This window comes from Thermocrispum sp. (assembly GCF_002919275.1).
Classification (GTDB): Bacteria; Actinomycetota; Actinomycetes; order Mycobacteriales; family Pseudonocardiaceae; genus Thermocrispum; species Thermocrispum agreste.
Genome location: NZ_PKFA01000051.1, coordinates 63376 through 87105 on the forward strand (window position 1 = coordinate 63376; position 23730 = coordinate 87105).

The following is a 23730-nucleotide window of genomic DNA, read 5'->3' on the forward strand; positions in this document are numbered from 1 at the left end:
GGACGCAATCGGCCCGTGGGCGGCGGGTAGCGCCTGCCGATGCCTCGAACGGGGAACCGATGCGATCCAACACCGCGTAGCGGTGACGTCGAGCGCCGACCGATGGATCACGCCCGCCACTGCTGTGACCGTGCTCCGCGCGGGAGGCCGAGCCGATGGGTATTGGCTTGCCCGCGGGCCGCTCCGGCTGGGCAGCTCCCACCAATGGCACGACGGCGCTCGCGCCGTGACCACGCCCAGGCACTGATGGATTGGCTTCCCCGCCAGCTGGGACGGCACCGGCTACGCCGTGCTGTCGGCCACCATCCGTAGGCGGTTGGACGTGCCGGCGCCATGCCGTGTGGGGGCTGCTTCCTGCCCTTGGGAGCCCGCCCGACGTGCCCTTGGGAGTCCGCCCGGCGCGCTGGCCCGGTTACTTCTTGCCCTTGGGTTCGTCGGTGGACAGCGCCGCGACGAAGGCCTCCTGCGGGACGTCGACCCGGCCGACGGTCTTCATCCGCTTCTTGCCTTCCTTCTGCTTCTCCAGCAGCTTCCGCTTCCGCGAGATGTCACCGCCGTAGCACTTGGCCAGCACGTCCTTGCGCATCGCGCGGATGGTTTCCCTGGCGATGATGCGGGACCCGATCGCGGCCTGGATGGGCACCTCGAACTGCTGCCGCGGGATGAGCTCGCGCAGCCTGCTGGTCATCTTCGTGCCGTAGGCGTAGGCGTGGTCCCGGTGCACGATCGCGCTGAATGCGTCCACCGCCTGGCCGTGCAGCAGGATGTCGACCTTGACCAGGTCGGCGACCTGCTCGCCGTCCTCTTCGTAGTCCAGCGAGGCGTACCCGCGGGTGCGGGACTTCAACGAGTCGAAGAAGTCGAAGATGATCTCCGCCAGCGGTAACCGGTAGCGCAGTTCCACCCGCTCCTCGGACAGGTAGTCCATGCCTGCCAGCTGCCCGCGCTTGCTCTGGCAGAGCTCCATGATCGCGCCGACGAACTCGCTCGGGGCGATCACCGTCACCCGGCACACCGGCTCGTGCACCTCGGCGATCTTCTTCTTGGTCGGCCAGTCGGACGGGTTGGTGACGACCTGCTCGGTGCCGTCCTCCAGCACGACCCGATACACCACGTTCGGCGCGGTGGAGATCAGCTCGAGGCCGAACTCGCGCTCCAGCCGGTCCCGGGTGATCTCCAGATGCAGCAGGCCGAGGAAGCCACAGCGGAAGCCGAACCCGAGCGCCACCGACGTCTCCGGCTCGAACGTCAACGCGGCGTCGTTGAGCTGCAGCTTCTCCAGCGCTTCCCGCAGCACCGGGTAGTCCGACCCGTCGATCGGGTACAGGCCGGAGTAGACCATCGGCTTCGGGTCGCGGTAGCCGGCCAGCGGCTCGGCGGCCGGTTTCCGGTCGGAGGTGACCGTGTCACCGACCTTGGACTGGCGGACGTCCTTGACGCCGGTGATCAGATAGCCGACCTCGCCGACCCCCAGCCCGTCGGCCGGCTTCGGCTCCGGCGAGATGATGCCGACCTCGAGCAGCTCGTGGGTGGCGCCGGTGGACATCATGCGGATCTTGTCCCGCGGGGTGATCTTGCCGTCCACCACCCGGATGTAGGTGACCACGCCGCGATAGGTGTCGTACACCGAGTCGAAGATCATCGCCCGGGGCGGCGCGTCCGGGTCGCCGGTCGGCGGCGGGACGACCTCGACCAGGTGGTCCAGCAGCTCGCGCACGCCTTCCCCGGTCTTGGCCGACACCCGGAGCACGTCCGACGGATCGACGCCCAGGATGTGCCCGAGTTCCGCGGCGTACCGGTCCGGGTCCGCGGCAGGCAGGTCGATCTTGTTCAGCACCGGGATGATTTCCAGATCCCGGTCCATGGCCAGGTACAGGTTCGCCAGCGTCTGCGCCTCGATGCCCTGCGCGGCGTCCACGAGCAGGATGGCGCCCTCGCACGCCGCGAGCGCACGCGACACCTCGTAGGTGAAGTCGACGTGGCCGGGGGTGTCGATCAGGTGCAGCACGTAGTCCTGATCACCGACCCGCCACGGCAACCGGACGTTCTGCGCCTTGATGGTGATGCCGCGCTCGCGCTCGATGTCCATCCGGTCGAGGTACTGCGCCCGCATCAGGCGCTCCTCGATGACGCCGGTGAGCTGCAGCATCCGGTCGGCAAGCGTCGACTTGCCGTGGTCGATGTGCGCGATGATGCAGAAGTTCCGGATCCGCTCCGGTGGCGTGAAGGTCTTGTCGGCGAAGGTCACTCAGGTTCCTCGGTTCTGGGCGATCGCTTCTATGTTCCCATGCCGCTTCGTGCGCGTCTCCCCTGCCGCTGCTCGGCACGGGCTCGGCGGCCGCGCCGGTTCGCCACCCGGGGGAGAATTCCGGGTCATCCCCGATGCTGGGGCGGTCCGAAGCGTGCTGTTGTCGAATTATGAAAGACCTTCTGGACCGAGCCTTCGGGCATCCTCGCGGCCTGCTTGGCCGGATCGGTGGGGCGGTCATGGCGTACACGAACGCCGCCACCGAGAAGCACATCGTCGAAGTCGCCGACCTCGACGCCGGACACACGGTGCTGGTGCTGGGACCCGGGCCGGGCGTGGGGTTGCGGGCCGCCGCCGAACGAGCGGCCGTCGCGATCGGCGTCGACCCGTCGGAGGACATGCTCCGGCTCAGCGAGCAGCGGTGCGCCGATCTGGTGCGTTCCGGCTCGGTGCGCCTGCAGGCCGGGACCGCGGAACGGACCGGGCTCGACGACGATTCGGCCGACGTGGCCGTGACCGTGAACAACGTGCAGCTCTGGGCGGATCGGCGGGCGGGATTCGCCGAGATCGCGCGGGTGCTCCGGCCCGGCGGGCGGCTGGTGTTGTCGGTGCACGAAGCCCATCTGTCCGTGACGCGGCACCAGCTGGCCGCGGAAGCCGAGGCGGCGGGCTTCGTCGACGTGCAGTCGTGGACGTGGGATCCGCCCGGCATGTTCGCCGGCCGGGCCGTCCAGCTGCGCGGGGTGAACAAGAAGGACGGAGCGTCCTGACCGGGACGTGACTTTGCACCGGCCGAGCACCACGCGGCGGGAATGGGCTCCGGTCCCTTGCTCCGCGCCGAACGGCACGTAGCCCGGCGACGGATGACTGACGGGAGAAGCACCAACCGGTGCCGTATCACCCACACGTCCGCGCACCCCACCCGGCGAAGCCGACCACCAGGCGCGCTCCGCACGCCACCGGCCACGACCAACGACGGCGGCAGTCTCGTTCCCCGGCCGCCAGCACCGCCCGGCCAGACACCAGGCGCTCCCTCGCACCCACAGCCACGCCAACCCGCAAGCACACCGGCAGGAGTCGACCGGCCCGCCCACACACTCAACCACCAACCAAGCCGAGCCCACCAACCAACGCGCCACGCACACCACCGAGCAGGACCAACGGCGACGAACCAACCCGTTCCGCCGCCGCCAGCACCCGCCACACCAGGCGCTCCCTCGCCACCGAGCCGACACCGACCAACGAGGAACCACCGGAGGGAGCCCAGGCTCTCCCGGGCAGCCTCCCACCAGGCGAAATTCGATCACCGACGCGGGAAGCCTCCGCCCGGCCAGCGACACCGATCGGTCGCGTACTCCAACGCCGACCGGGGCGGCCGGGGCGCCTAAGCTACCGTGGATCGGAGCGCAGCGGGTGGCCCTCCGGGACCTCGACCAGCACGATCCGGACTCCGTCCGGGTCGGCGATCCACGCCTCGTGCAGGCCCCACGGCTCGCGTCGCGGCCCACGCACGATCGGCACCCCGGCCAATGCCAGCTCGGCCAGCGCGTCGGACAGGTCACGCACCTGCAGCCACAACGCCAGGCCCCGACGTTCCCCTTCCTCTCCCCGGCCGGACACCTCGAGCAGTCCGTTGCCGAGGAAGTACACCTTTCCTCCCGGGAACTGGCGGTAGACCGCCAGACCGAGGGTTTCGCCGTAGAACGCGTGCGTCCGTTCCGGGTCCGACGGGCGCAGCACGATCCGGCTGCTGAGAACCTCCATGCTCAGTGGATACCTGGTGAAAGGCCGCAGAGCGGGGATTGTTAGCCTGGTGTGTCGCTTCCGCGTGGCATTCCGCAGGGGAGGAAACCCGCGACGCTGCACCACGTCCGTCGCGGGGCCACAAAAACGCGCAGCGACATCCACCGACGATCAAGGAGCAGCTTCCGTGGCCAATATCAAGTCCCAGATCAAGCGCATCAAGACCAACGAGAAGCGCCGCCTGCGCAACCAGGCGGTGAAATCGTCGGTGAAGACCGCAATCCGCAAGTTCCGCGAGGCGGTTGAGGCTGGCGACAAGGAGAAGGCCGTCGAGCTGCAGCGCATCGCCGCTCGCAAGCTGGACAAGGCGGCCAGCAAGGGCGTGATCCACAAGAACCAGGCCGCCAACAAGAAGTCCGCGATGGCCAAGCGGGTCAACGCGCTGTAATTCCCTACGCGACTTCCTGGCCGGCAGCGTTCGCGCTGCCGGCCAGTTCGCGTCTACGGACCCCTTCGGGCGAGCGCCGCCCGGTTGGTTGCGTGTGCCGCCCGGATCGGGGCGTGTGCCGAGCGGTTTGTGCGTGCCGACCCGCTCGAAGCGCGCGCCAACCAGCTCGTGCGTACCAACCAGCTCGAACCGCGCACCAACCAGCCCGTACGTGCCGACCCGCTCCGGTGCGCCGACCAGCTCGTGCGCGCCGACCAACTCGAAGCACGTCGGCCAGTTCGCATCTGCAGGTCCGCAGCCAGCCAGCTCGCCGCCCGATCCCGGCCGGTGATGCTACGCATCGATCCAGGCCGGGACCTACGCATCCCCGGTCGCCGGTCTCCCCGAGCCATGCGGTTGCCCGTGGTCGCTGCCCGGCATGTCCGTCCTCGGCGGGTGGTTTTGCGTCACGCGACCGCGCCGCTGTCGGTACTCGGTCGGAAAGCGCGCGATCCACACCACGTTCCGGGCTCGACCACTGCGCCGGCAACGTCGTCCAGGCGCTGCCGTGGAGGACCGACGACGGCGCGCCACGGTCGGCCCAGTGGACCGATGGACCGTCAGCGGTTCGAACGCGCAGCAGCGATCTCCAATGCGGCGCGCTCAAGCGCATACTCGGGATCAGCGGCCGCGCCTTTCACGTCCGCGTTCAAGCGCGCGACGATCGCCATCGACTCGGCGAGTGCTTCCCGGCTCCAGCCGCGGGCCTGGCTCTGGGCGCGGCGAATCTTCCACGGCGGCATCCCCAGCTCGCCCGCCATGGAGTACGGATTGCCACGTCCGGCAGCCGAGACCCGGGCGATGGTGCGCACCGCATCGGCGATCGCGTCGGCGATGAGCACATGGGGGACGCCGATCTGCAGGGCCCACCGGAGGGATTCCAAGGCGGCTGCCCGGTCCCCCGACACGACCTTCTCCGCCACCGCGAACCCGTTGACCTCGGCCTTGCCCCGGTGGTAACGCCGCACCGCTTCCTCGGTCACGGTCCCGCCGGTGTCCGCGACCAGCTGGGAAGCGGCCATGGCGAGCTCACGCAGGTCGGAGCCGACCGCGTCGATCAACGCGGTGACGGCCGCCGCGTCGATCTTGCCTCCGGCACGGCGTATTTCGGCCTTGACGAACGCCTCCCGCTCGGCCGGCTTGGTGATCTTGGCGCACTCGGTGATCTGCGCGCCTGCCTTGCGCAACGCCGCAGGCAGCGCCTTGCCTGCCTTGGTGCCGCCGCTGTTGGAGTGCAGCACGACGAGGACGACGCCGTCGGACGGCGCTTTGGCGTAGTCGAGGATCGCCTTGCCGATCTCCTCGCTCACGCTCTGCGCCGCTTCCAGCACGACGACCCGCCCCTCACTGAACAGGGTGGAGCTGATCATCTCCAGCAGGTACGGCGCGGTCAGGTCCGCGGCCTTCAGCCGCGTGAGATCCACCGCGGGATCGACGCGCCGCGCGGCCGCCAGGGTGTCCCGCACCGCGCGCTCCACCAACAGTTCCTCGTCGCCGAGGACCACGTGCACGGCCGGAGGGTGGGAGGTGCCAGCACTCACGCGTGGAATCCTGCCACGCCGGGCCGACGTCGGCGGTCCGAGCCCGTCCGGGAGCTGACGGATAGCGGCACAGGGTCCTGTCGTCTCCGGGAACAACGGCACACCGCGGGGCAAGCCTGACTGCGCCACGGAAACGGCGACCATCAGCGGGAGCTGTTCGTGCGCCCCCCTGCTCACGAAACCGGTAGTTCCCGTGGCACGCGGCGACCGTGGAGCGGATTCCACGGCAGTCGGCGGACTTGCCGGGCGGCACCTCGCAGCAGCCGACGGCCGAGCGATCAGGCGTTTCGCGGCGGCCAGCGGCCGACACAAGCAGGTTTCCAACGGCGAGCGACGCACGAGGCGGACAGGATTCGGCAACAGCCAGGGAGCGAAGGGCAGCGATCCGCGACGGGCGCCAACGAGGCGGCCAGCGATCCGCAACAGGCGCCAGCAAGGCGGCCAGCGATCCACAACAGGCGCCGTCGCGGCCAGCGATCCGCAACAGCCAGTGGCCGGCACGACCAGGCCTTCGCGACCGGCGACGAGCGAGCCGGTCCCGTCACTGTCGACGCGCGAGGTCGACAACTCACCGTGTCAGCTGGACGCATGGAGGAACGAACTGCCGCAGCAATCTGCTGGCAAGCGGGTGCGGGTTTCGGCAGGCAGCCGAGCCGGTGAGTGTGGAGCGGATTCCTGCGGCAGCAGTAGCCGAGCGCGATGCGCCCCTCGCACGCAAGAGCCGGCAGGCACGTCCAGCCGGTCGCGTGATCTCGATCTCCGGATCTGAGACGAACTGGCGGCTCGTCCCGGCCGTGCCGTAGGGTGAGCCGAGGATGCCAGTCGGCTGTCCACCGAAGCTGCGGGGCGACCTGCAGGACAACTGAACAACGCTCATCAAGAGGGGCAGAGGGACCGGCCCTGTGAAGCCCCGGCAACCGGCGTCAGCCAGTCATCTCGGATCCGCGAGGTAGCTGACGAGCACGGTGCCAATTCCGGCCCATTCCGTGGGAAAGATGAGGAGAGGAACCTCGCGATGACTGCAACTTTTGGTGCCCCGTCCACCGTGCGCTCCGGCAAGTCCGTCGATCTCGGCCCGGCCGTCGAGCTGGTGTCCAAGGAAGAGGGGCACCGCCAGCCGCTGGCACCGGAGTTCGTCTCCAGTGAGGACTTCTCGCCGCTGGAGGTCGCCTACGACTTCGGCCGGATCACCCGCGAGCAGATCGAAGCGGGCCCGCGCAACATCTGGCGCTACAAGAACCTGCTGCCCGTGCCGAGCAACGTCGAGGAGTTCCCCAACACCGAGCCGGGCTGTACCAAGCTGATCCGCGCCGACCGGCTGGCCAAGGCGCTCGGGGTCCGGCGGCTGTGGATCAAGGACGACACCGGGAACCCCACGCACTCGTTCAAGGACCGCGTCGTGGCGGTCGCGCTCGCCGCGGCCCGCGAGTTCGGCTTCTCGGTGCTCGCGTGCCCGTCGACCGGCAACCTGGCGAACGCCGTCGCCGCTGCGGCCGCGCGGGCCGGGTGGGACTCCGTGGTGCTGATCCCCGCCTCGCTCGAGCGCGCCAAGATCCTCACCACCGCGGTGTACGACGGCTCGCTCATCGCGGTGGACGGCACGTACGACGACGTCAACCGACTGGCCACCGAGCTGGCCGCGGAGAACGAGTCGTGGGCCTTCGTCAACGTCAACGTGCGGCCGTACTACTCGGAGGGCTCGAAGACCCTCGCGTTCGAGGTCGCCGAGCAGCTCGGGTGGCGTATCCCGCCGCAAATCGTCGTACCGGTCGCCTCCGGGTCGCAGCTGACCAAGGTGGACAAGGGCTTCCGGGAGCTGGGCGAGGTGGGTTTGGTCGAACCGACGCCGTACAAAGTGTTCGGGGCGCAAGCCAGCGGCTGCGCACCGGTGTCCAACGCCTTCAAGCAGGGCTATGACGTGGTGCAGCCGGTCAAACCGAACACCATTGCCCGTTCCCTGGCCATCGGGAACCCGGCCGACGGCCCGTACGTGCTCGACGTGGTGCGGCGGACCGGCGGCGCCGTCGAGGACGTCACCGACGAGGAAGTCGTCGAGGGCATTCGCCTGCTCGCACGCACTGAAGGGGTGTTCGCCGAGACCGCGGGCGGGGTCACCGTCGCGACCGCGAAGAAGCTCATCGACACGGGCAAGATCGACCCGGACGAGGAGATCGTCCTGCTGATCACCGGCGACGGCCTGAAGACGCTCGACGCCGTGCAGGATCACGTCGGCCCCAAGGCGACGGTCGAGCCCACGGTCGACGCCGTCCGCGCGGCCCTGGCCAAGTAGGCGAGCCGGCGAGAGTCACCGGCGGGGGGGCTCAGCGGTCCGATCAGCTGCCGCGGCGCGGGCCGGCTTCGACGGCGGGGCTGACCTCAGCGGTGCACCTCTCCGAGCAGCGGGCTTGTCGCGCAGCGCGATTCGGCTCGGCCGTGCCCGCCCTTCCCAGCTGGAGGAGATCGCACCACCGGTGCTGGTCAGCCCAGCGGTACCAGTCGGCCCAGCGACAACGGCCGACGCTCCTGGTGCTGGTCGGTCCTAGCAGCGCACATCTCCTAGCGGCCGGGCTTCTGGCGCATCCCGCTTCGGCTCAGCAGCAGGCTTCCCTTCCCACCGCATCCCGGCCCGAACACACGCTGTACCGGCCGGGTGCGCGTGGGCCGTCGCCGCCAGGCGGAGCGAGCGGGAGATCGCTCCAGCGGTGCTGGCCGGCCTAGCCGTGCTGATTGGCGCCCTGGCGGTAAGCATCTCCTTGGGTGCCGGGCTTCTCACGCAGCGCGACTCAGCTCAAGCGTGCGCGCCTATCCCCGCTGGAGGAGATCGCTTCAGCGGTCCGGGCGGACCCAGTAGTCCCGGACAGCCCCAGCGGCTATGGCCAGCACGGTGCAGGGGCCCACGCTGCAGGGGCCACCTGATCCGTTTGGACCGTTTGCGCAGCAGGTCTCGGCCTGAGCCGTGTGCGGCCGTTCCAGCTCACCGCACTGCCTGCGGCAGCCGGATCGCTCGCGGCAGCCGGATCGCCTCGAACGTGGCCGGCCCACCGGTGCTGGCGGTCTCAGCGGTTGTGGCCGCGCTCGCGGACATGCGGCCGGCCTTTCCTGGCGACGCGGATCCTCGTCCCTCCGGCTTCGGCCGTGGCATACGGCGCACCTCGGCGCTCGCTGGTAACCGTGCCCAGCAGCCGTGTCGTGCACACCAATCGGCAGACCACGGCCCGGGGAAGGCTGTGCGCGTTCGCCGTGGACCGACAGGGCTCCGTTCGGTCCCGGTGCGACGGCGACGTCACCGCTGACGTCTGTCCGGGCAACGAGCACACCGGCCGACCGCAGCGCCTTGACCAGCATCGGACTCGGATGGCCGTACCGGTTGTCCGCGCCGACGCTGATGATCGCCACTCGCGGAGCCACCGCGGCCAGGAAGTCCGGCAACGTGTAGCGCGATCCGTGATGCGGAACCTTCAGCACGTCCGCCCGCAGGTCCACCCCTGCAGCAAGCAGGCCTGCCTGCGCAGCCTGCTCGATGTCTCCGGTGAGCAGCACACGGCCCACCGGTGTCGTGGCCCGCAGGACCACCGATGCGTTGTTGATCACCGTTCCTTCCTCTCCGCCTCTCCCGTCGTCCCCACCCTTCGGGAGGTGACGCGGGCCGAGGACGTCCACGGTCAGCTGCGGCCATCGCAGCTGCTCCCCTGCCCGCAGCCGCAGCAACGGCAGCCGTCGGCGGTCGGCGATCTGCTGCACCTCGCGCCACGCCCAGCCCGGAGATCGACCGTCACCGACGGCCACCCCACCGACCGAGCGTCCCTCCACCACTGCAGCCAGACCTCCGACATGGTCGGCATGCAGGTGGCTGAGCAGCACGACCGGTACCGTCGCGATCCCCAGCTGGTCGAGGCAGTCGTCGATGTGACCGAGCTCCGTGCCGGTGTCCACGACGACGGCCTCACCTGGGCGGCCGGTGGCCAGCACCAACCCGTCGCCCTGGCCGACGTCGCACGCGACCATCACCCACCCGGGCGGCGGCCAGCCAGGTCGCCACGCCTTGGCGGGCACGACCACGACGGCGACGACCAGCACAACCGTCGTCGCGACGAGCCGCCATCGCCGACTGTGCAGCAGGACAACCACAACCCCGCAGACAGTCATCGCCAGCAGACCGCCCCACCATCCGTCCGGCCACGAGACGACCGCCCCGGGAACGGCGGCCGCGTGGCGCGCGACGACGATCAGCCACGTCATCTCAGGGCCCGCCGCATACACGAAGATCTCCGCGAGCCAGGACAGCAGCGGCGCCGTCAGCACGGCCACGAAGCCCAGCACCGTTGCCAGCGGCACCACCGGAGCGGCGAGCACGTTGGCGGCGACGGTCATCAGGCCGACTTCGCCGGTCACGCCCGCCAGGATGGGCACAGTGGCGACGAACGCCACCAGTGGGACGACGAGCCCTTCTGCGACGACCCGAGGCACCCGTCGGCGACGCAGAGCCTCCACCCATCCGGGCGCGACCAGGACCAATGCCGCTGTTGCGACAACCGACAGTGCGAAGCCCACGTTGACGGCCATCGCAGGATCCAGCAGGACGAGGAGGACCACCGCGACGCAAAGCGCGGGCACGGCCGACCCCTCACGCCCCAGGCACAACGCCATTAGCCCGACAGCGGCCATGACCCCGGCGCGCAGCACGCTCGGCTCGTACCCGACCACGATCACGAATGCGGTCAGCACGGCACCAGCTGCGATTGCCGAAGTCCGCGGCCCGAGCCGTACCGCCCGCGTCACCGCAAGCGCTGCTCCGCACACAACGACGAGGTTCGACCCCGAGACCGCTACTAGGTGCGCCAGGCCCGCGTCACGGAACTCCTCCTGCAGTTGTGGCGTCATCCGCGCCGTGTCGCCGATGACCAACCCCGGCAGCAAACCTGCTTCCTCGGGCTCGAGCACCTGCGTGGCGTCACGCATGGCCGCGCGAAATCGCGCCGCAACCTCCTGCCACCACGGCGCCGGGGTGACGGCCAGCGGTGGGCTGCGTACGTGCAGCACGGCCACGGTCATGTCTCCACCTCGGGCTGCCGACAAGGAGCCCTCGGCAGTCACCATTTGACCAGGTAGCAGGCTCGCCCATCCGTCGGCTCGCGCCACGACGAGGACACGGCCGGATCTCTCCACGAGTCGCTTCCCCACCACGACCTGATCGGCCTCGGTGGCCACCATCACTACCGAGCCCGCACGGTCGTCGGCATACCCCGCGGCACGGATCGGTCTGGGGCGCTCGGCGACGGTCAGCCTCATCTCGGCCGTCCCGCCGCTCTCGGCGACGGACCGCAACGGATCAGTCTCTGCGCGGTGCAAGCTGATCCCGAGCACCCCCACCGCGAGCAACCCGCAGACCAGCAACGCCGCCGCAAGACCGACCGCCACCCGGATGCGGAGCAACATCAGCGCCGCAACCACTGCGAGCCCACCCAGGAGCGGGGCGCACCACCAGCCGACCAGTGCACCTGCAAGCCCTGAAACCCACACCAGCGCCGCTGCGGGAACCAGGCGGACATCGGGACCAGCCCGCACCGAGTCCGACCGAGCGCCGGCGGAAGCCGTGTCTCGGACATGAGCATCCGGGCAGCGGGCGTTGCGGCCACCCAGGCTCGACATCACACCGTGACCCGATCGCGCAGCTGCGACAGCCGCCGATCCCCGATGCCGTCGACCTCGAGCAGCTGCTCAACCGATGTGAACGGGCCGTGCTGTTCGCGCCACGCGATGATGTTGCCCGCCGTGACCTCGCCGATCCCCGGCAGAGTTTCCAGTTCCGCCGCCGTGGCCGTATTGATGTTCACCTTCACACCGTCGGCACCGTCGGTGCCGACGGTGCCGGCATCAGCTGTCGCACCGCCACCACCCTGCTCCGGCACGAACACTTGCTCGCCGTCGGCCACCTTGCGGGCGAGATTCACCGACCGGAGATCCGCCTTCGGCTTCGCGCCGCCTGCCGCCCGCAACGCGTCATCCACGCGCGCACCGGGCTGCAACCGAACCAGGCCTGGCTTGCGAACTGCACCGACGACGCTGACGACCAGGACGTCTGCATCCCCTCCCGCCGGCGGGCGCGGCTCGCTGCGCTGCGCCGCGGGCAACGGCGGAGCCTCAGCGGGTGCCGGGGCCGGACTGGCGAATGCGGTGACGACTGCCACCCCAACCACCGCCACGACGACGGCCGCCGCCACCAGCACGCGAAGCGGTACGGAAGCGGCGGATCGGACGACATCTCGGGCAGCGCCGAGGCGGTGTTTACCGCTGCCCGGCCTCCACCAGGTGATCCGTGATCCACGACCCGGCGGGGAATGCTCGTCCTCGGCTATCGGCTCGTCATACTCTGCCAGCTCCCCATCGTCGTACGACTTCTCTGTCGACGATCGAGACCCGCACCCGGCCAGTTCTTCTTGCGCCTCGGCAGGAATCCCCGTCCTTCTCGCTCGCGCATCCGGCGATGGCTCGGCCGACGACACGCCTGTGCCGGAGCCACCGGCCTTCCGCGGCTCACTGCTGCGTCTGACCGACGACCGCGCAGACACTGCCGATGGCTCAGCCTCACATCGCCCTTGATCCCTCCGTGGGGTGGCACCGTCCGGGACGGCGACCGTGGCCAGCCGGTGCGCCGTCCGGCCTGCAGTTCCTCGTTCGAACATGTGGTCGACGGTATTGGTGTTGATCACTGCGGTGGAGGCCGTCGTGGGCAGGCTGTGGACAACTGGCAGTTGTGGACAACCGATCAAGCCGTGGCGAACGTCCCTGCGACGAGGCGGCGTCTGCCGAGGCCGGATCGCCCGGTGCCCGCCGGAACGGCCGGAGTCCTCGGCACCCGCCGACACAGCCGGAATCCCCGGCACCCGCCGACACAACCGGAATCCTCGGCACCCACCGACACGACCAGAACCCCGGCACCCATCGCGGTAGATCCAGAATCCCCGGCATCCATCGCGGTAGATCGGGCCGACCGTGCCGATCCGTCCGATCTGTGTGGGTCGATGCGGTCGGACGTGGTTGTTTCGGCCGAGATCGGTGTGACCGTCAGTCGCGACGCCTCGCTCGGTCCGCGTGGGTCGCTGCTGGTCGGTTTCGGTCCTTTCGGCCGGGATCAGGGCGCGAGTCCGCGCGGTGCGACGATCACGACCTGCTCGGCAGGCAGAGTCCGCGAGCAGCGGCGCCGGGAGGCACCGCTGCCTCACTACCGAGGCGGCAGCTGCACGACGATGCCGAGCGCGCCTGGGCCGGTGTGCGCGCCGATGACCGCACCCAGTTCGGACACCACACACCCGCTTGCCTTCGGTATCGCCTCCGACAACCGATCGGCCAACAGCACGGCCCGGTCCGGCGACCCCAAGTGCTGCACGGCCAGTTCGACCGGCTCGTCACCGGCTTGCGCCGCCGCGAGTTCCACCAGGCGGCTCAGCGCCTTGCTCATGGTGCGGACCTTCTCCAGCGGCCGGATCCGCCCGTCTTCGATGTGCAGCAGCGGCTTCATGGCCAATGCGGTACCGAGCAAAGCGCTCGCCGAGGAGATCCGGCCGCCCCGGCGCAAATACTCCAGCGTCGACACCACGAACACGGTCCGGGAACGCGCCGCGGTGCTCACCGCTACGTCCTCGACTTCCGCGGCGGAGGCGCCCCGGGCGGCCGCCTCGGCCGCGTGCAGCGCCGCGAAGCCGAGTCCCATGACCGTGGTCCGCGAGTCGACCACCCGCACGCGGCCCGCCCCCCGCTCGGCGCACACCTCGTCCGCTGCCGTCACCGCGGCCGCCCAGGTCCCCGACAACTCCCGGGACAGGTGAATCGACACCACCGCATCGGCGCCGCCGTCCAACACCCGCCGGTAGGTGGCCGCAAGATCGGCCGGGCTGGGCATCGACGTCGTCACCTTGCGGTGCGCGGTCAGCGCGGCGATCAGCTCGGCAGCGCCGAAATCGACTCCGTCGCGCGCGCACTCGCCGTCCACCAGCACGTTGAGCGGCACGACGGTGATGTCGTGCCGCTTGGCGAAGCCCTCGGGCAGGTAGGCCGTGGAGTCGGTGACGACGGCGACGGGCACGGCGTCCAGCGTAGTCAGCCCGGCTCGCTCACATTGGGACGTTCAGCTGGGGATTCGTCACATCGCGAGATCAGCAACGGCGCCAGCGTGGCCGCCATCGCCTCGCCCACCAGACGGTGGCCTTCCCAGCCCCAGTGCATGCCGTCCGGGTTGCCGCGCCCGCTGAGCACGTGATCGCCCACGACAGCGGGCAGGTCCACCACCGGTACGTTCACCCTCGCCGCCCAACGAGCGATAGCCGCGGCAGCCGGGTCACGCACCGTGTGGACGTATCCGTAGGACTCGGCCCGGTGAATCGACGGAAGAATTCCGACTATCGGCATGTCGGGCCGCAAAATGCGCAGCGCCCCGACCGCAGTGTCGAGGTATCGCACGGTCAACCGGACGGGCAGGGCCGCAGGACGCCCGCGGAACAGCACGGACAGATGCGGTTGCGCCGCCAGATAAGCCTTACGGACCATCCGGCGCAGGCCGTCGGGACGCAGATAGCGCAGGCCGGTGCGCAGGTACGTCGGCAGCGGGGACGGAAGCGTGTCCATGCTGCCCACCGCCAGCACCACCGCGTCGACCCGGCGCAGATCGGCCCACACCCTCGGGTCCTCGATCATCGCCCACCAGGCGTCGCGGGCGGTCCAGCCCGCCCTGGCCACCAGCTCGGCCTCCCCACCCAGGCGCGCGGCCGCCACGTTCGGCCACAACCGCGGGTCGTCCGCCGCCAATGGCCCGTCGGGTCCGTGAAAACTCAGCGAATCGCCGAACACCAGCAGCCGTGGGCTCACCCCGTCATCCCCACGTTGTAGCCGTGCAGCCGCCATCGGCCGTCCAGCCGCCGCAGCTCCACCCAGTGACAGTTGCCGATGCCGCCCAGCAGGGTCCAGTGGCTCAACGGCAGCTCCAGCAGCGCGGCCGTCAACGCCACGATCAGGCCGCCGTGCGCGGCCAGCAACACCACCTCGTGCGGGCCGCGGTCGAGATCGGCCACCACCTGCATGGCCCGCTCAGCCACCTCCACCCGGCTTTCCCCGCCGGGCGGCGCCCAGGTGGCGTCCTTGCGCCACTTCTCCCGCTCGCCCGGCCACTCCGCATCCACCTCGGCGCCGGTGAGCCCTTGCCACTCCCCCAGATGCGTCTCACGCAGGCGCTTGTCGACCCGCAGTGGGACACCGATGCCTTCGGTCAGCACCATGGCCGTGTCGGTGGCCCGGCGCAAGTCGGACGCCACCACCAGGTCCGGTTGAAACCTGGCCAGCGCCGGGACGGCGAACCGCGCCTGATTCCACCCGACCGCGGTGAGCTCGGTGTCGATGTGGCCCTGCATCCGGCCGGACGCGTTGTACGTCGTCTCGCCGTGCCGCCACAGCACCAGCCGTCTGATGCGGCCCGGTGGCTGGGTCACGTCTGCGACCCGTCCGCTTCGTCCAGCCCGGGCACCTCCAGCTCCGGGCAGTCCTTCCACAGCCGGTCCAGGCCGTAGTACGAGCGTTCTTCGGTGTGCTGGACGTGCACCACCACGTCGACGTAGTCCAGCAGCACCCAGCGGCCCTCCCGCGCACCTTCGCGGCGGGCCGGCTTGTGCCCGATCGCCAGCAGCTTCTCCTCGATGTTGTCCACGATCGCGCCGACCTGACGCTCGTTGGGCGCCGAGGCGATCACGAACACGTCGGTGATCACCAGGCGCTCGGACACATCGAGCAGCACGATGTCGGACGCCTTCTTGTCCGCGGCCGCGTGCGCGGCGGCCTCCGCGATCGTGCGTGCTTCAGCCGTGGCTGCCACTTGCCGTTTCTCCCGTCCTCGCTGTCAGCTGCTTGAGCCTACCTGGTAGCTCCGACGCATTGTCGGTCGTCACTGCTCGTCACGCACGTAGAGCCGGTGCTTGTGGATGTAGCGGACGACGCCGTCCGGGGTCAGGTACCAGATCGGCTCCCCGGTACGAACCCGCTCCCGGCAGTTCGTCGACGAAATCGCCATCGCGGGCACGTCGACCAGTGACACCTTGCCTTCCGGCAGGTGATGGCCGTCCAACCGGTAACCCGGCCGTGTGACGCCGACGAAATGCGCCAGGTCGAACAGCTCGTCGGCGTTGCGCCAGGTGAGGATCTGCTCCAGGGCGTCGGCTCCGGTGATGAAGAACAGCTCGGTGTCCGGCATCTCCCGCCGCAGTTGTCGCAGCGTGTCGACCGTGTAGGTGCGGCCGGGACGGTCGATCTCGATCCGGCTGACCCGGAACACCGGATTGGACGCCGTCGCGATGACCGTCATCAGGTAGCGGTCCTCGGCCGGACTGACGTCGCGGCCGGCCTTCTGCCAGGGCTGCCCGGTGGGCACGAACAGGACTTCGTCCAGGCCGAACCGCCACTGGACCTCGCTGGCGGACACCAGGTGACCGTTGTGGATCGGGTCGAACGTGCCCCCCATCACCCCGACCCGTCGAGGCTTTGCCATGACCGAAAAGCTTACGGCAGTGCCGCGATTGCCCCTTTGGCGACGTTCTTCGCGGAATAACCTGCGTCACGGCGAACGAGCGGGACGCCCTGCGGACTCCAGCGCGCACCTAGTGCGCAAGCGGCACCAAGTCGTCGGCGTGCACCACTTCGCGACGCTGCTCTTCCGGGAGCTCGTGCGTCGACCGGCCGATCATGCGTGGCAACTCGCTGGCGTCGTACGCCACGACACCCCGGGCGATCACCCGTTGCCGTGGATCGACGAGATCCACCACGTCTCCTGCGACGAAGCCGCCGTCGACACCGGTGATCCCGGCCGCCAGCAGCGAGCGACGGCGCTCGACCACCGCGGTGACGGCGCCGTCGTCGAGATGCAGCCGCCCCGCGGAGTCCGCCGCATAGCCGAGCCAGAACCGGCGAGCGGGCAAGCGCGACTTCCGGGCGGCGAACGCGGTACCCACGTCCGCCGAGGTCAGCGCCCGCTCGGCCGAAACAGCCGCCGCCAGCAGTACCGGGATGCCACCGGCAGCCGCGGTCAGTGCGGCAGCCACCTTGGACTTCATCCCTCCGGTCCCCAGCCCGGAGCTGGACATGCCGACGTGCAAGCCTTCCAGATCCTTCGCGGAGCGCACCTCCGAGATCGCCCGGGTCGCCCCCTTGCGCGGGTCGCCGTCGTACAGCGCGTCCACGTCCGACAACAGAACCAGCGCGTCCGCGCGCACCAGGTGCGCAACGAGGGCGGCGAGCCGGTCGTTGTCGCCGAAGCGGATTTCCTCGGTCGCCACGGTGTCGTTCTCGTTGACCACCGGGACCGCCCCCAACGCCAGCAGCCGGGAGAACGTCCGCTGCGCGTTGCGGTAATGGGCGCGCCGGACCACGTCGTCGGCGGTGAGCAGGACCTGCCCGACCGTCAGCCCGTAGCGGCCGAACGACTCGACATACGCGTGCGCCAGCGCGAGCTGCCCGACACTCGCCGCGGCCTGCTGGGTGGCCAGGTCACGCGGCCGGGACGGCAACGACAGCGGGGATATCCCGGCACCGATGGCCCCGGACGACACCAGGACCACCTTCGTGCCCGCCTTGATCCGGCCGGCCACCGCATCGACCAGGGCGTCCAGCCTGGAGCGGTCCAAGCCGTCCTCGGCCGTGGTGAGCGCCGAGGAACCAACCTTCACGACCAACGTCTGCGCCGAAACCACTGCGGCACGAGGAGATGTCGACGTCACGTCCTCGCTCCACCGTCGGAAACGGAGTCATCGTCGTCCGCGTCGCCGGCGGCAGCACCGGCGGAAGCTTCGTCGTCGCCGGTGCCCTGGCGGCGCAGCCGGCGAGCCTCCTTGCGTTCGGCGGCACTGACCCGGGTGGAACGGTCCAGCCTCGGGTCGGTGCCGCGGCCGGCGAGGTGGGTGACGGCACCGGCGGGAGTGGACGGTTCCCAGTCGAATGTCATCGAGCCGATGGTCACCGTGCTACCGGGGACGGCACCCGCCTTGGCCAGCTCCTCCTCCACCCCGAGCCGGGCAAGCCGGTCGGCCAGGTACCCGATCGCCTCGTCGTTGGTGAAGTCGGTCTGCCGCACCCAGCGCTCGGGCTTCTCGCCGCGCACGACGAAAGCGTCCGGGTTCTCCGGGTCCCGGCTGACCGTGAAGCCGCTGTCGTCCACCGGCTTGGGTCGCAGCACGATGCGCTTCGGCTGCGGCGCAGGCGCCTTGGCGCGGTGTTCCTCGACCACCCTGGCGAGCGCGAAACTCAGCTCGCGCAGGCCCTTGCGGCTCGCCGCGGACACCTCGAACACCGGCCAGCCCCGCGCCTCGATGTCCGGCCGAACCAGCTCGGCCAGCTCCGCGGCGTCCGGCACGTCGATCTTGTTCAGCGCCACCACCCGCGGCCGCTCGGCCAGATCACCGCCCAGCCGGGGGGTGTACCGGGCCAGTTCCTCCTCCAGCGCGTCGATGTCGGACAGCGGATCCCGGCCGGGCTCCAGCGTGGCGCAGTCCACCACGTGCACCAGCACCGCGCACCGCTCGATGTGCCGCAGGAAGTCCAGGCCCAGTCCCTTGCCCTGGCTCGCGCCGGGAATCAGCCCCGGCACGTCGGCCATGGTGAAATCGGTGTCGCCTGCGGTGACCACGCCGAGGTTCGGCGTCAGCGTGGTGAACGGGTAGTCGGCGATCTTCGGCCGGGCCGCGGACATGGCCGCGATCAGCGAGGACTTGCCCGCCGACGGGAAACCCACCAGCCCGACGTCGGCCACCGAGCGCAGCTCCAACACCAGCGTGCGCGCTTCGCCCGGCTCACCGAGCAACGCGAACCCGGGGGCCTTGCGGGCCCGGGAGGCCAGCGCGGCGTTGCCCAGGCCGCCTCGGCCGCCGCGCGCCGCCACGAACCTGGTGCCCGCTCCGACCAGGTCCGCCAACACCTCACCGTCCTCGGTCAGCACGACCGTGCCGTCCGGGACCTTCAGCTCGAGGGTCTCCCCGGCCGCCCCGGCCTTGTGGGAACCCTGCCCCGGCTTGCCGTTTCCCGCCTTGGCGTGCGGCCGGAAGTGGAAATCCAGCAGCGTGTGCACGCCGGGATCGACCACCAGCACCACGTCACCGCCGTGGCCGCCGTTGCCGCCGTCCGGGCCGCCCAGCGGCTTGAACTTCTCCCGATGGATCGACGCGCAGCCGTTCCCGCCGTTGCCAGCGGCGACGTGAATCACCGCGCGGTCGACGAATCGGGACATCGCACACTCCAGTTGTCGAACGTCGAAAGGGGGCGGGCTCCGGAAGCTGATCCGGTTCCCGCCCCCTTGTCGGTGGCTTGCGGTGAGCGGTCAGCTCTCCGCCGGGATGACACTGACCGTCTTGCGGCCGCGCTTCTCGCCGAACTGCACGGACCCGGCGACCAGCGCGAACAGCGTGTCGTCGCCGCCACGGCCCACATTGAGGCCGGGGTGGAACTTGGTCCCGCGCTGCCGGACAAGGATCTCGCCGGCGTTGACGAACTGGCCGCCGAAACGCTTGACCCCAAGGCGCTTGGCGATGGAGTCACGACCGTTGCGGGAGCTGGATGCGCCCTTCTTGTGTGCCATGCCTGGTGAACTCCTTACGCCTTGATGCCGGTGACCTGCACCCGGGTCAGCCGCTGGCGGTGACCCTGCCGCTTGTGGTACCGGGTCTTGTTCTTGAACTTGTGGATGCGGATCTTGGGGCCCTTGATCTGCTCGATCACCTTGCCGGTGACGGCGATCTTGGCGAGCTTGTCGGCATCCGTGGTGACCTTGTCTCCGTCGACGTAGAGCACCGCGGGAAAGCTCAACTCGTCGCCCGGCTCGCCCTCGAGCTTCTCAACCTCGACCACGTCACCCACGGCGACCTTGTACTGCTTGCCGCCGGTCTTGACGATCGCGTACGCCGACACGGATGCTCCTGCTGCTCGATGGTGACTGGGACTTGCATGCTCAACCGCGCCGGGCGCGGCCGTCATCGCAGGCAACCCGCACTACCTGCGGGCCGCTGTATAGCGTACGTGGTCCTGCTCGACGGCCGCGCACCGGGGGTCAGGTGGTGGTCGCCGGAGGTGGTCCTGCCGGCCGGGAAGCCGCGCCCTTCGCCCGCCGCGGGGCCTGCCTGGCCACCGGCGTGAGCACCTCGGAGGCGCTCGGTGACCCCGCAGGCGCGGTCTGCACCGTCTCGACCGGGTCCGGCCGGGACTCCGGAGGCCCGGCAGGCCGCGAGACGCGCACCGGCCTGCTCGCCTGCCGGACCGCAGGCGTCTGCAGCGCCGTCACCGGCTTGGCGTTCTGCTCGGGCGCGGGCTCCGGCTCACGGCGTTCGACAGCCGCGTTGCTCGAGGCGGCTTCCGTCTGCCCGTGCGGCTGCCCGGCGATGGGCTGCGCCGGCTGCTCGGCAGCCTTCGGCGCGGGCTTCTCGTCTGCAGGCTGCTGCGGAGCCGACGCGTCCTCGCGCGACCGCGCACCGGACGGAACCGCCGCGACGTCGCTTTCGGCCTTCCCGACGTCGTCCGTGGCCGCACCCTTGCCGCCGTCGCGCTCCGGCCCGACCTTGTCCCTGGCCGGGGAACCGGACACACCCTCGCCGGCCTTCGCCGAGCGATCCTCGCCGCGCTCGAGCGGGTCGGACTTGCCTTTGCCGCGCTCCGCCGCGCCCGCACTGGGCCCCGCCTTGGCACGCGCGGGCTTCGCGTCCTTCTCCTGGCGTGAGCCCGCCGCCTCGGACTTGCCGGAGCCGGACGCCTCGACGGAACCGGACTGCTTCGGCTTGGCGGTGGCCGACGCGATCGCGGCCACGGCGCTGACCACGCTCTCCCGCTGCTGCGGGGTGGGCTCGGGCACGACCGCGTTGTCCTGCTTGCCGCGCTTGCGGCCCTTGCCGTTGCCGTCCGAGCCGGACTGCGGAAGGCGTGGCTCGGTGCCCACGATGACACCGCGGCCCTTGCAGTGCTCGCACGGCGTGGAGTACGCCTCGAGCAGGCCGGTGCCGATCTTCTTCCTGGTCATCTGCACCAGGCCGAGCGACGTCACCTCAGCGACCTGGTGGCGGGTGCGGTCGCGGGCCAGGCACTCGGTCAGCCTGCGCAGCACCAGCTCCCGGTTCGACTCCAGCACCATGTCGATGAAGTCGATGACGATGATGCCGCCGATGTCCCGCAACCGCAGCTGCCGCACGATCTCCTCGGCGGACTCCAGGTTGTTGCGGGTGACCGTCTCCTCCAGGTTGCCGCCGGAGCCGGTGAACTTGCCGGTGTTGACGTCGATGACGGTCATCGCCTCGGTGCGGTCGATGACCAGGTACCCGCCGGACGGCAGCCACACCTTGCGATCCAGCGCCTTGGCGATCTGCTCGTCGATCCGGTAGTCGTGGAAGACGTCGCCGTTGCCCGTGTAGCGCTCCAGCCGGTCGGCCAGGTCCGGGGCCACGTTCTGCACGTAGGAGTTGATGGTCTCCCAGGCCACCGAGCCCTGGATGATCATCTTGCTGAAGTCCTCGGTGAACAGGTCACGCACGACCTTCACCAGCAGATCCGGCTCCTCGTACAGCAGCGCCGGGGCGTTCTTCTTGGCCTTCTTGCCGCCGCTGGGCGTCCGGCCCGCCTTCTCGCAGATGGTCTCCCACTGCGCCCGCAACCGGTTGATGTCGCGGGCCAGCTCCTCCTCGCTGATGCCTTCCGACGCGGTGCGGATGATCACCCCGGCGTCGTCCGGGACGATGCGCTTGAGGATCTCCTTGAGCCTGCGGCGCTCGTTCTCCGGCAGCTTGCGGCTGATGCCCGTGGTGCCGCCACCCGGCACGTACACCAGGTACCGCCCGGGCAGCGAGATCTGCGTGGTCAGCCGCGCGCCCTTGTGCCCGACCGGGTCCTTGGTGACCTGGACCAGCACCTGGTCGCCGGGTGAGAGCGCCTGCTCGATCTTGCGCGACTTGCCCTCCAGGCCGGCCGCGTCCCAGTCGACCTCGCCCGCGTACAGCACCGCGTTGCGGCCCCGGCCGATGTCGACGAACGCCGCCTCCATCGACGGCAGCACGTTCTGCACCCGGCCCAGGTACACGTTGCCGACGATGGAACCCTGACCGGAGGAGGTGACGAAGTGCTCGACGAGCACGCCGTCCTCCAGCACGCCGATCTGCGTGGTGCGCTCGCCGTTGCCGACCCGCTCGCGCACCACCATGGTGCGCTCGACCGATTCGCGCCGGGCCAGGAACTCGGCCTCGGACAGGATCGGTGCTCGGCGGCGGCCCGCTTCCCGGCCGTCCCGCCTGCGTTGCCGCTTGGCCTCCAGCCGGGTCGACCCGCGCACGCTGCGCACCTGGTCGTCGTCCGAGCGGGTCGCCTGCTCGTCGGCGGTGGAGTCGGCGCTTCCGGCGGCTTCCCCGTTGTCCGCGCTGCGCCGGCGGCGCCGCCTGCGCCGACGGCGCGTGCTGCCTTCGACCTCGGTGCCGTTGGCCTCGGCAGCTTCCCCCTTGTCCGCTGCCGTGGTCTCGTCGGCACGCTCGGCTTCGGCGTCGTCACCACCGTTCGACGCCGCACCGCCATCGGCCGCCTTGTCACCTGCCTTGTCCTTGCCGCCGTCCTCGGGCGCGGGCTCCGCGCCGGCCTCGCCCTGCCCGTCCGGCTCCGGCTTGCCATCCGGCGCGCCGGCTTCGGCAGCCGCCTGCTCCTGCTCGGACGACTCGGCGCTCGACTCGCCACCTTTGCCGCGGCCGCGGCCACGCCGTCCGCGCCGGCGCCTGCGCCGCGTGCCTTGCTCCTCGTCGCCGCGGCCCTCGTCCTCCCGGGGCGGCTCCCCGGCGGGCTCGGCGTCCTCCTCGACGGTCTTGCTCACCGGGATCGGCTCGGCCTCGTCCGGCTGCACGAACACCGGCGCCGGAGGCGCGAACAACGGCTGCGGCGACGCCGCCGGCGGCGGGGCGCTGAACGCGGGCTGGGGCGCCGGCTCCGGCTGCGCCACCTGCGGGGCAGAGAACAACTGCCCCGACGCTCCCGGTACCGCTGGCGGCACCGTCGGCTCCTGCCCGGCCGCCGCTACGGCCGGCGCCTGTGCACCGGCACGGCCCGGCTCCTCCGCCTTCGGTGCCGGTGCGCCGGACTCACTCCGTTGCTTGCTTGCTTCTTCGCCATTACCGCCTACCCGCTCACCGGCGTCGTCCGTGCCGCTGTCGGCGACCCCGTAGCTTTCCGCCAACCGCAGCGCGACACCGCGCGACACGGTCGACTGCGGACTACGGGCGTCGAACCCCTCCGCGGAGAGCTTGTCCAGCAACTCCCTGCTGGTCGTGCCCAGCAGCTTGGCAAGCGCATGCACTCTGATCCGCGGCGGGATCGACGACAACGGAGCTCGAGCGGGTGTGGCGGTATTCCCGCCGGTCTGCTCGGCGGGTGTTTCCGCATTCGACATAAATCTCCTCCGCCCCCGGGCGCGTCACGACATGTGCTCGATGTCCCGACGCGGCCGCGCAGGGGCCCTTTCTGTTGTCAGCCGCCAAAGCTCGCGCCCTGGCGGGAATCCTGTGTCACACCATCAACGACGTCGACATGCCCCGGCGCGCTGTCGATGGCGGGTGTCCTTACCCGGCGGCCTGCCCGAGCGCCCTCGCCCGATCTGTAAGACAGCACACCTGGACCTTCGCGGGCCGCTGGCCGCGGCGCGAGCCGGCCTGGGCAGCGGGGCTCGTCCGACT

At 70.4% G+C, this 23730-nt stretch carries 18 protein-coding genes and 1 riboswitch; of the genes, 3 read left to right on the forward strand and 15 right to left on the reverse strand.

Annotated features, from left to right (window positions below; genetic code table 11):
* Positions 1 to 412: 412 nt before the first annotated feature.
* Positions 413 to 2248 carry a translation elongation factor 4 gene (gene lepA, locus CXP56_RS12060; protein WP_028846376.1) on the reverse strand — a complete coding sequence of 612 codons (1836 nt, stop codon included), beginning with the start codon at positions 2246 to 2248 and terminating at the stop codon, positions 413 to 415.
* Between the two features lie 170 nt (positions 2249 to 2418).
* On the opposite strand from lepA, the gene CXP56_RS12065 reads away from it, so the two are divergent.
* Entirely contained in the window at positions 2419 to 3018 is a 600-nt protein-coding gene (locus tag CXP56_RS12065; RefSeq protein WP_038044342.1) for a class I SAM-dependent methyltransferase, read from the forward strand.
* A 619-nt stretch (positions 3019 to 3637) separates the two neighbouring features.
* On the opposite strand, the gene CXP56_RS12070 is transcribed toward CXP56_RS12065, so the two are convergent.
* On the reverse strand, positions 3638 to 4012 hold the full coding sequence (locus CXP56_RS12070) for a VOC family protein (protein ID WP_028846375.1): 375 nt from the start codon (positions 4010 to 4012) through the stop codon (positions 3638 to 3640).
* 166 nt (positions 4013 to 4178) lie between these two features.
* Here CXP56_RS12070 and rpsT point away from each other — a divergent pair, with 166 nt between their 5' ends.
* Positions 4179 to 4439 (forward strand): 30S ribosomal protein S20, encoded by a 261-nt coding sequence (rpsT, locus tag CXP56_RS12075; protein ID WP_028846374.1) that lies wholly within the window; start codon positions 4179 to 4181, stop codon positions 4437 to 4439.
* A 599-nt stretch (positions 4440 to 5038) separates the two neighbouring features.
* Here the strand turns inward: rpsT and holA are convergent.
* Positions 5039 to 6019 (reverse strand): DNA polymerase III subunit delta, encoded by a 981-nt coding sequence (gene holA, locus CXP56_RS12080; RefSeq protein WP_028846373.1) that lies wholly within the window; start codon positions 6017 to 6019, stop codon positions 5039 to 5041.
* Positions 6020 to 6889: 870 nt separating this feature from the next.
* Positions 6890 to 7021: riboswitch (SAM riboswitch) on the forward strand.
* Positions 7022 to 7034: 13 nt separating this feature from the next.
* On the opposite strand from holA, the gene thrC reads away from it, so the two are divergent.
* Positions 7035 to 8309 carry a threonine synthase gene (thrC, locus tag CXP56_RS12085; RefSeq protein ID WP_028846372.1) on the forward strand — a complete coding sequence of 425 codons (1275 nt, stop codon included), beginning with the start codon at positions 7035 to 7037 and terminating at the stop codon, positions 8307 to 8309.
* Positions 8310 to 8845: 536 nt separating this feature from the next.
* On the opposite strand, the gene CXP56_RS12090 is transcribed toward thrC, so the two are convergent.
* The 12 genes from CXP56_RS12090 to CXP56_RS12145 all read right to left on the reverse strand — a co-directional run bounded on the left by CXP56_RS12090 (position 8846) and on the right by CXP56_RS12145 (position 23447).
* Positions 8846 to 11668 (reverse strand): ComEC/Rec2 family competence protein, encoded by a 2823-nt coding sequence (locus CXP56_RS12090; protein WP_084608862.1) that lies wholly within the window; start codon positions 11666 to 11668, stop codon positions 8846 to 8848.
* Positions 11668 to 12240, reverse strand: a complete 573-nt coding sequence (locus CXP56_RS12095) for a helix-hairpin-helix domain-containing protein (RefSeq protein ID WP_245566532.1) — start codon at positions 12238 to 12240, stop codon at positions 11668 to 11670. The genes CXP56_RS12090 and CXP56_RS12095 overlap by 1 nt, the downstream gene beginning before the upstream one ends.
* Before the next feature lie 1001 nt (positions 12241 to 13241).
* On the reverse strand, positions 13242 to 14102 hold the full coding sequence (locus CXP56_RS12100; protein WP_028846370.1) for a DegV family protein: 861 nt from the start codon (positions 14100 to 14102) through the stop codon (positions 13242 to 13244).
* Positions 14103 to 14116: 14 nt separating this feature from the next.
* The gene (gene octT, locus CXP56_RS12105) at positions 14117 to 14881 is read right to left on the reverse strand and encodes a diglucosylglycerate octanoyltransferase (protein ID WP_028846369.1); all 765 of its coding nucleotides are present in this window, start codon (positions 14879 to 14881) and stop codon (positions 14117 to 14119) included.
* Entirely contained in the window at positions 14878 to 15498 is a 621-nt protein-coding gene (locus CXP56_RS12110) for a histidine phosphatase family protein (protein WP_028846368.1), read from the reverse strand. Before CXP56_RS12110 ends, octT begins: the two co-directional genes overlap by 4 nt.
* The gene (gene rsfS, locus CXP56_RS12115; RefSeq protein ID WP_028846367.1) at positions 15495 to 15878 is read right to left on the reverse strand and encodes a ribosome silencing factor; all 384 of its coding nucleotides are present in this window, start codon (positions 15876 to 15878) and stop codon (positions 15495 to 15497) included. Before rsfS ends, CXP56_RS12110 begins: the two co-directional genes overlap by 4 nt.
* Before the next feature lie 69 nt (positions 15879 to 15947).
* Positions 15948 to 16547: a nicotinate-nucleotide adenylyltransferase gene (gene nadD, locus CXP56_RS12120; RefSeq protein WP_084608860.1), complete on the reverse strand. Its 600-nt coding sequence runs from the start codon at positions 16545 to 16547 to the stop codon at positions 15948 to 15950.
* 109 nt (positions 16548 to 16656) lie between these two features.
* Positions 16657 to 17745: a glutamate 5-kinase gene (proB, locus tag CXP56_RS12125; protein WP_038044341.1), complete on the reverse strand. Its 1089-nt coding sequence runs from the start codon at positions 17743 to 17745 to the stop codon at positions 16657 to 16659.
* A gap of 23 nt (positions 17746 to 17768) precedes the next feature.
* Positions 17769 to 19274, reverse strand: coding sequence for a GTPase ObgE (gene obgE, locus CXP56_RS12130; RefSeq protein WP_051309583.1), 1506 nt, complete (start codon positions 19272 to 19274; stop codon positions 17769 to 17771).
* 90 nt (positions 19275 to 19364) lie between these two features.
* Positions 19365 to 19622, reverse strand: a complete 258-nt coding sequence (gene rpmA, locus CXP56_RS12135; RefSeq protein WP_028846363.1) for a 50S ribosomal protein L27 — start codon at positions 19620 to 19622, stop codon at positions 19365 to 19367.
* A gap of 14 nt (positions 19623 to 19636) precedes the next feature.
* Positions 19637 to 19951, reverse strand: a complete 315-nt coding sequence (gene rplU, locus CXP56_RS12140; protein ID WP_028846362.1) for a 50S ribosomal protein L21 — start codon at positions 19949 to 19951, stop codon at positions 19637 to 19639.
* A gap of 139 nt (positions 19952 to 20090) precedes the next feature.
* Positions 20091 to 23447 (reverse strand): translation initiation factor IF-2 N-terminal domain-containing protein, encoded by a 3357-nt coding sequence (locus CXP56_RS12145; protein ID WP_286901171.1) that lies wholly within the window; start codon positions 23445 to 23447, stop codon positions 20091 to 20093.
* Positions 23448 to 23730: the final 283 nt, after the last annotated feature.

Excerpts from the sequence above, each read along its gene's own strand:
- CXP56_RS12065 (WP_038044342.1), top strand. The coding sequence starts at position 2,419 with ATGAAAGACCTTCTGGACCGAGCCTTCGGGCATCCTCGCGGCCTGCTT.
- CXP56_RS12070 (WP_028846375.1), bottom strand. The coding sequence starts at position 4,012 with ATGGAGGTTCTCAGCAGCCGGATCGTGCTGCGCCCGTCGGACCCGGAA.
- thrC (WP_028846372.1), top strand. The coding sequence starts at position 7,035 with ATGACTGCAACTTTTGGTGCCCCGTCCACCGTGCGCTCCGGCAAGTCC.
- CXP56_RS12090 (WP_084608862.1), bottom strand. The coding sequence starts at position 11,668 with ATGTCGAGCCTGGGTGGCCGCAACGCCCGCTGCCCGGATGCTCATGTC.
- nadD (WP_084608860.1), bottom strand. The coding sequence starts at position 16,547 with ATGGCAAAGCCTCGACGGGTCGGGGTGATGGGGGGCACGTTCGACCCG.
- obgE (WP_051309583.1), bottom strand. The coding sequence starts at position 19,274 with ATGTCCCGATTCGTCGACCGCGCGGTGATTCACGTCGCCGCTGGCAAC.
- rpmA (WP_028846363.1), bottom strand. The coding sequence starts at position 19,622 with ATGGCACACAAGAAGGGCGCATCCAGCTCCCGCAACGGTCGTGACTCC.
- CXP56_RS12145 (WP_286901171.1), bottom strand. The coding sequence starts at position 23,447 with ATGTCGAATGCGGAAACACCCGCCGAGCAGACCGGCGGGAATACCGCC.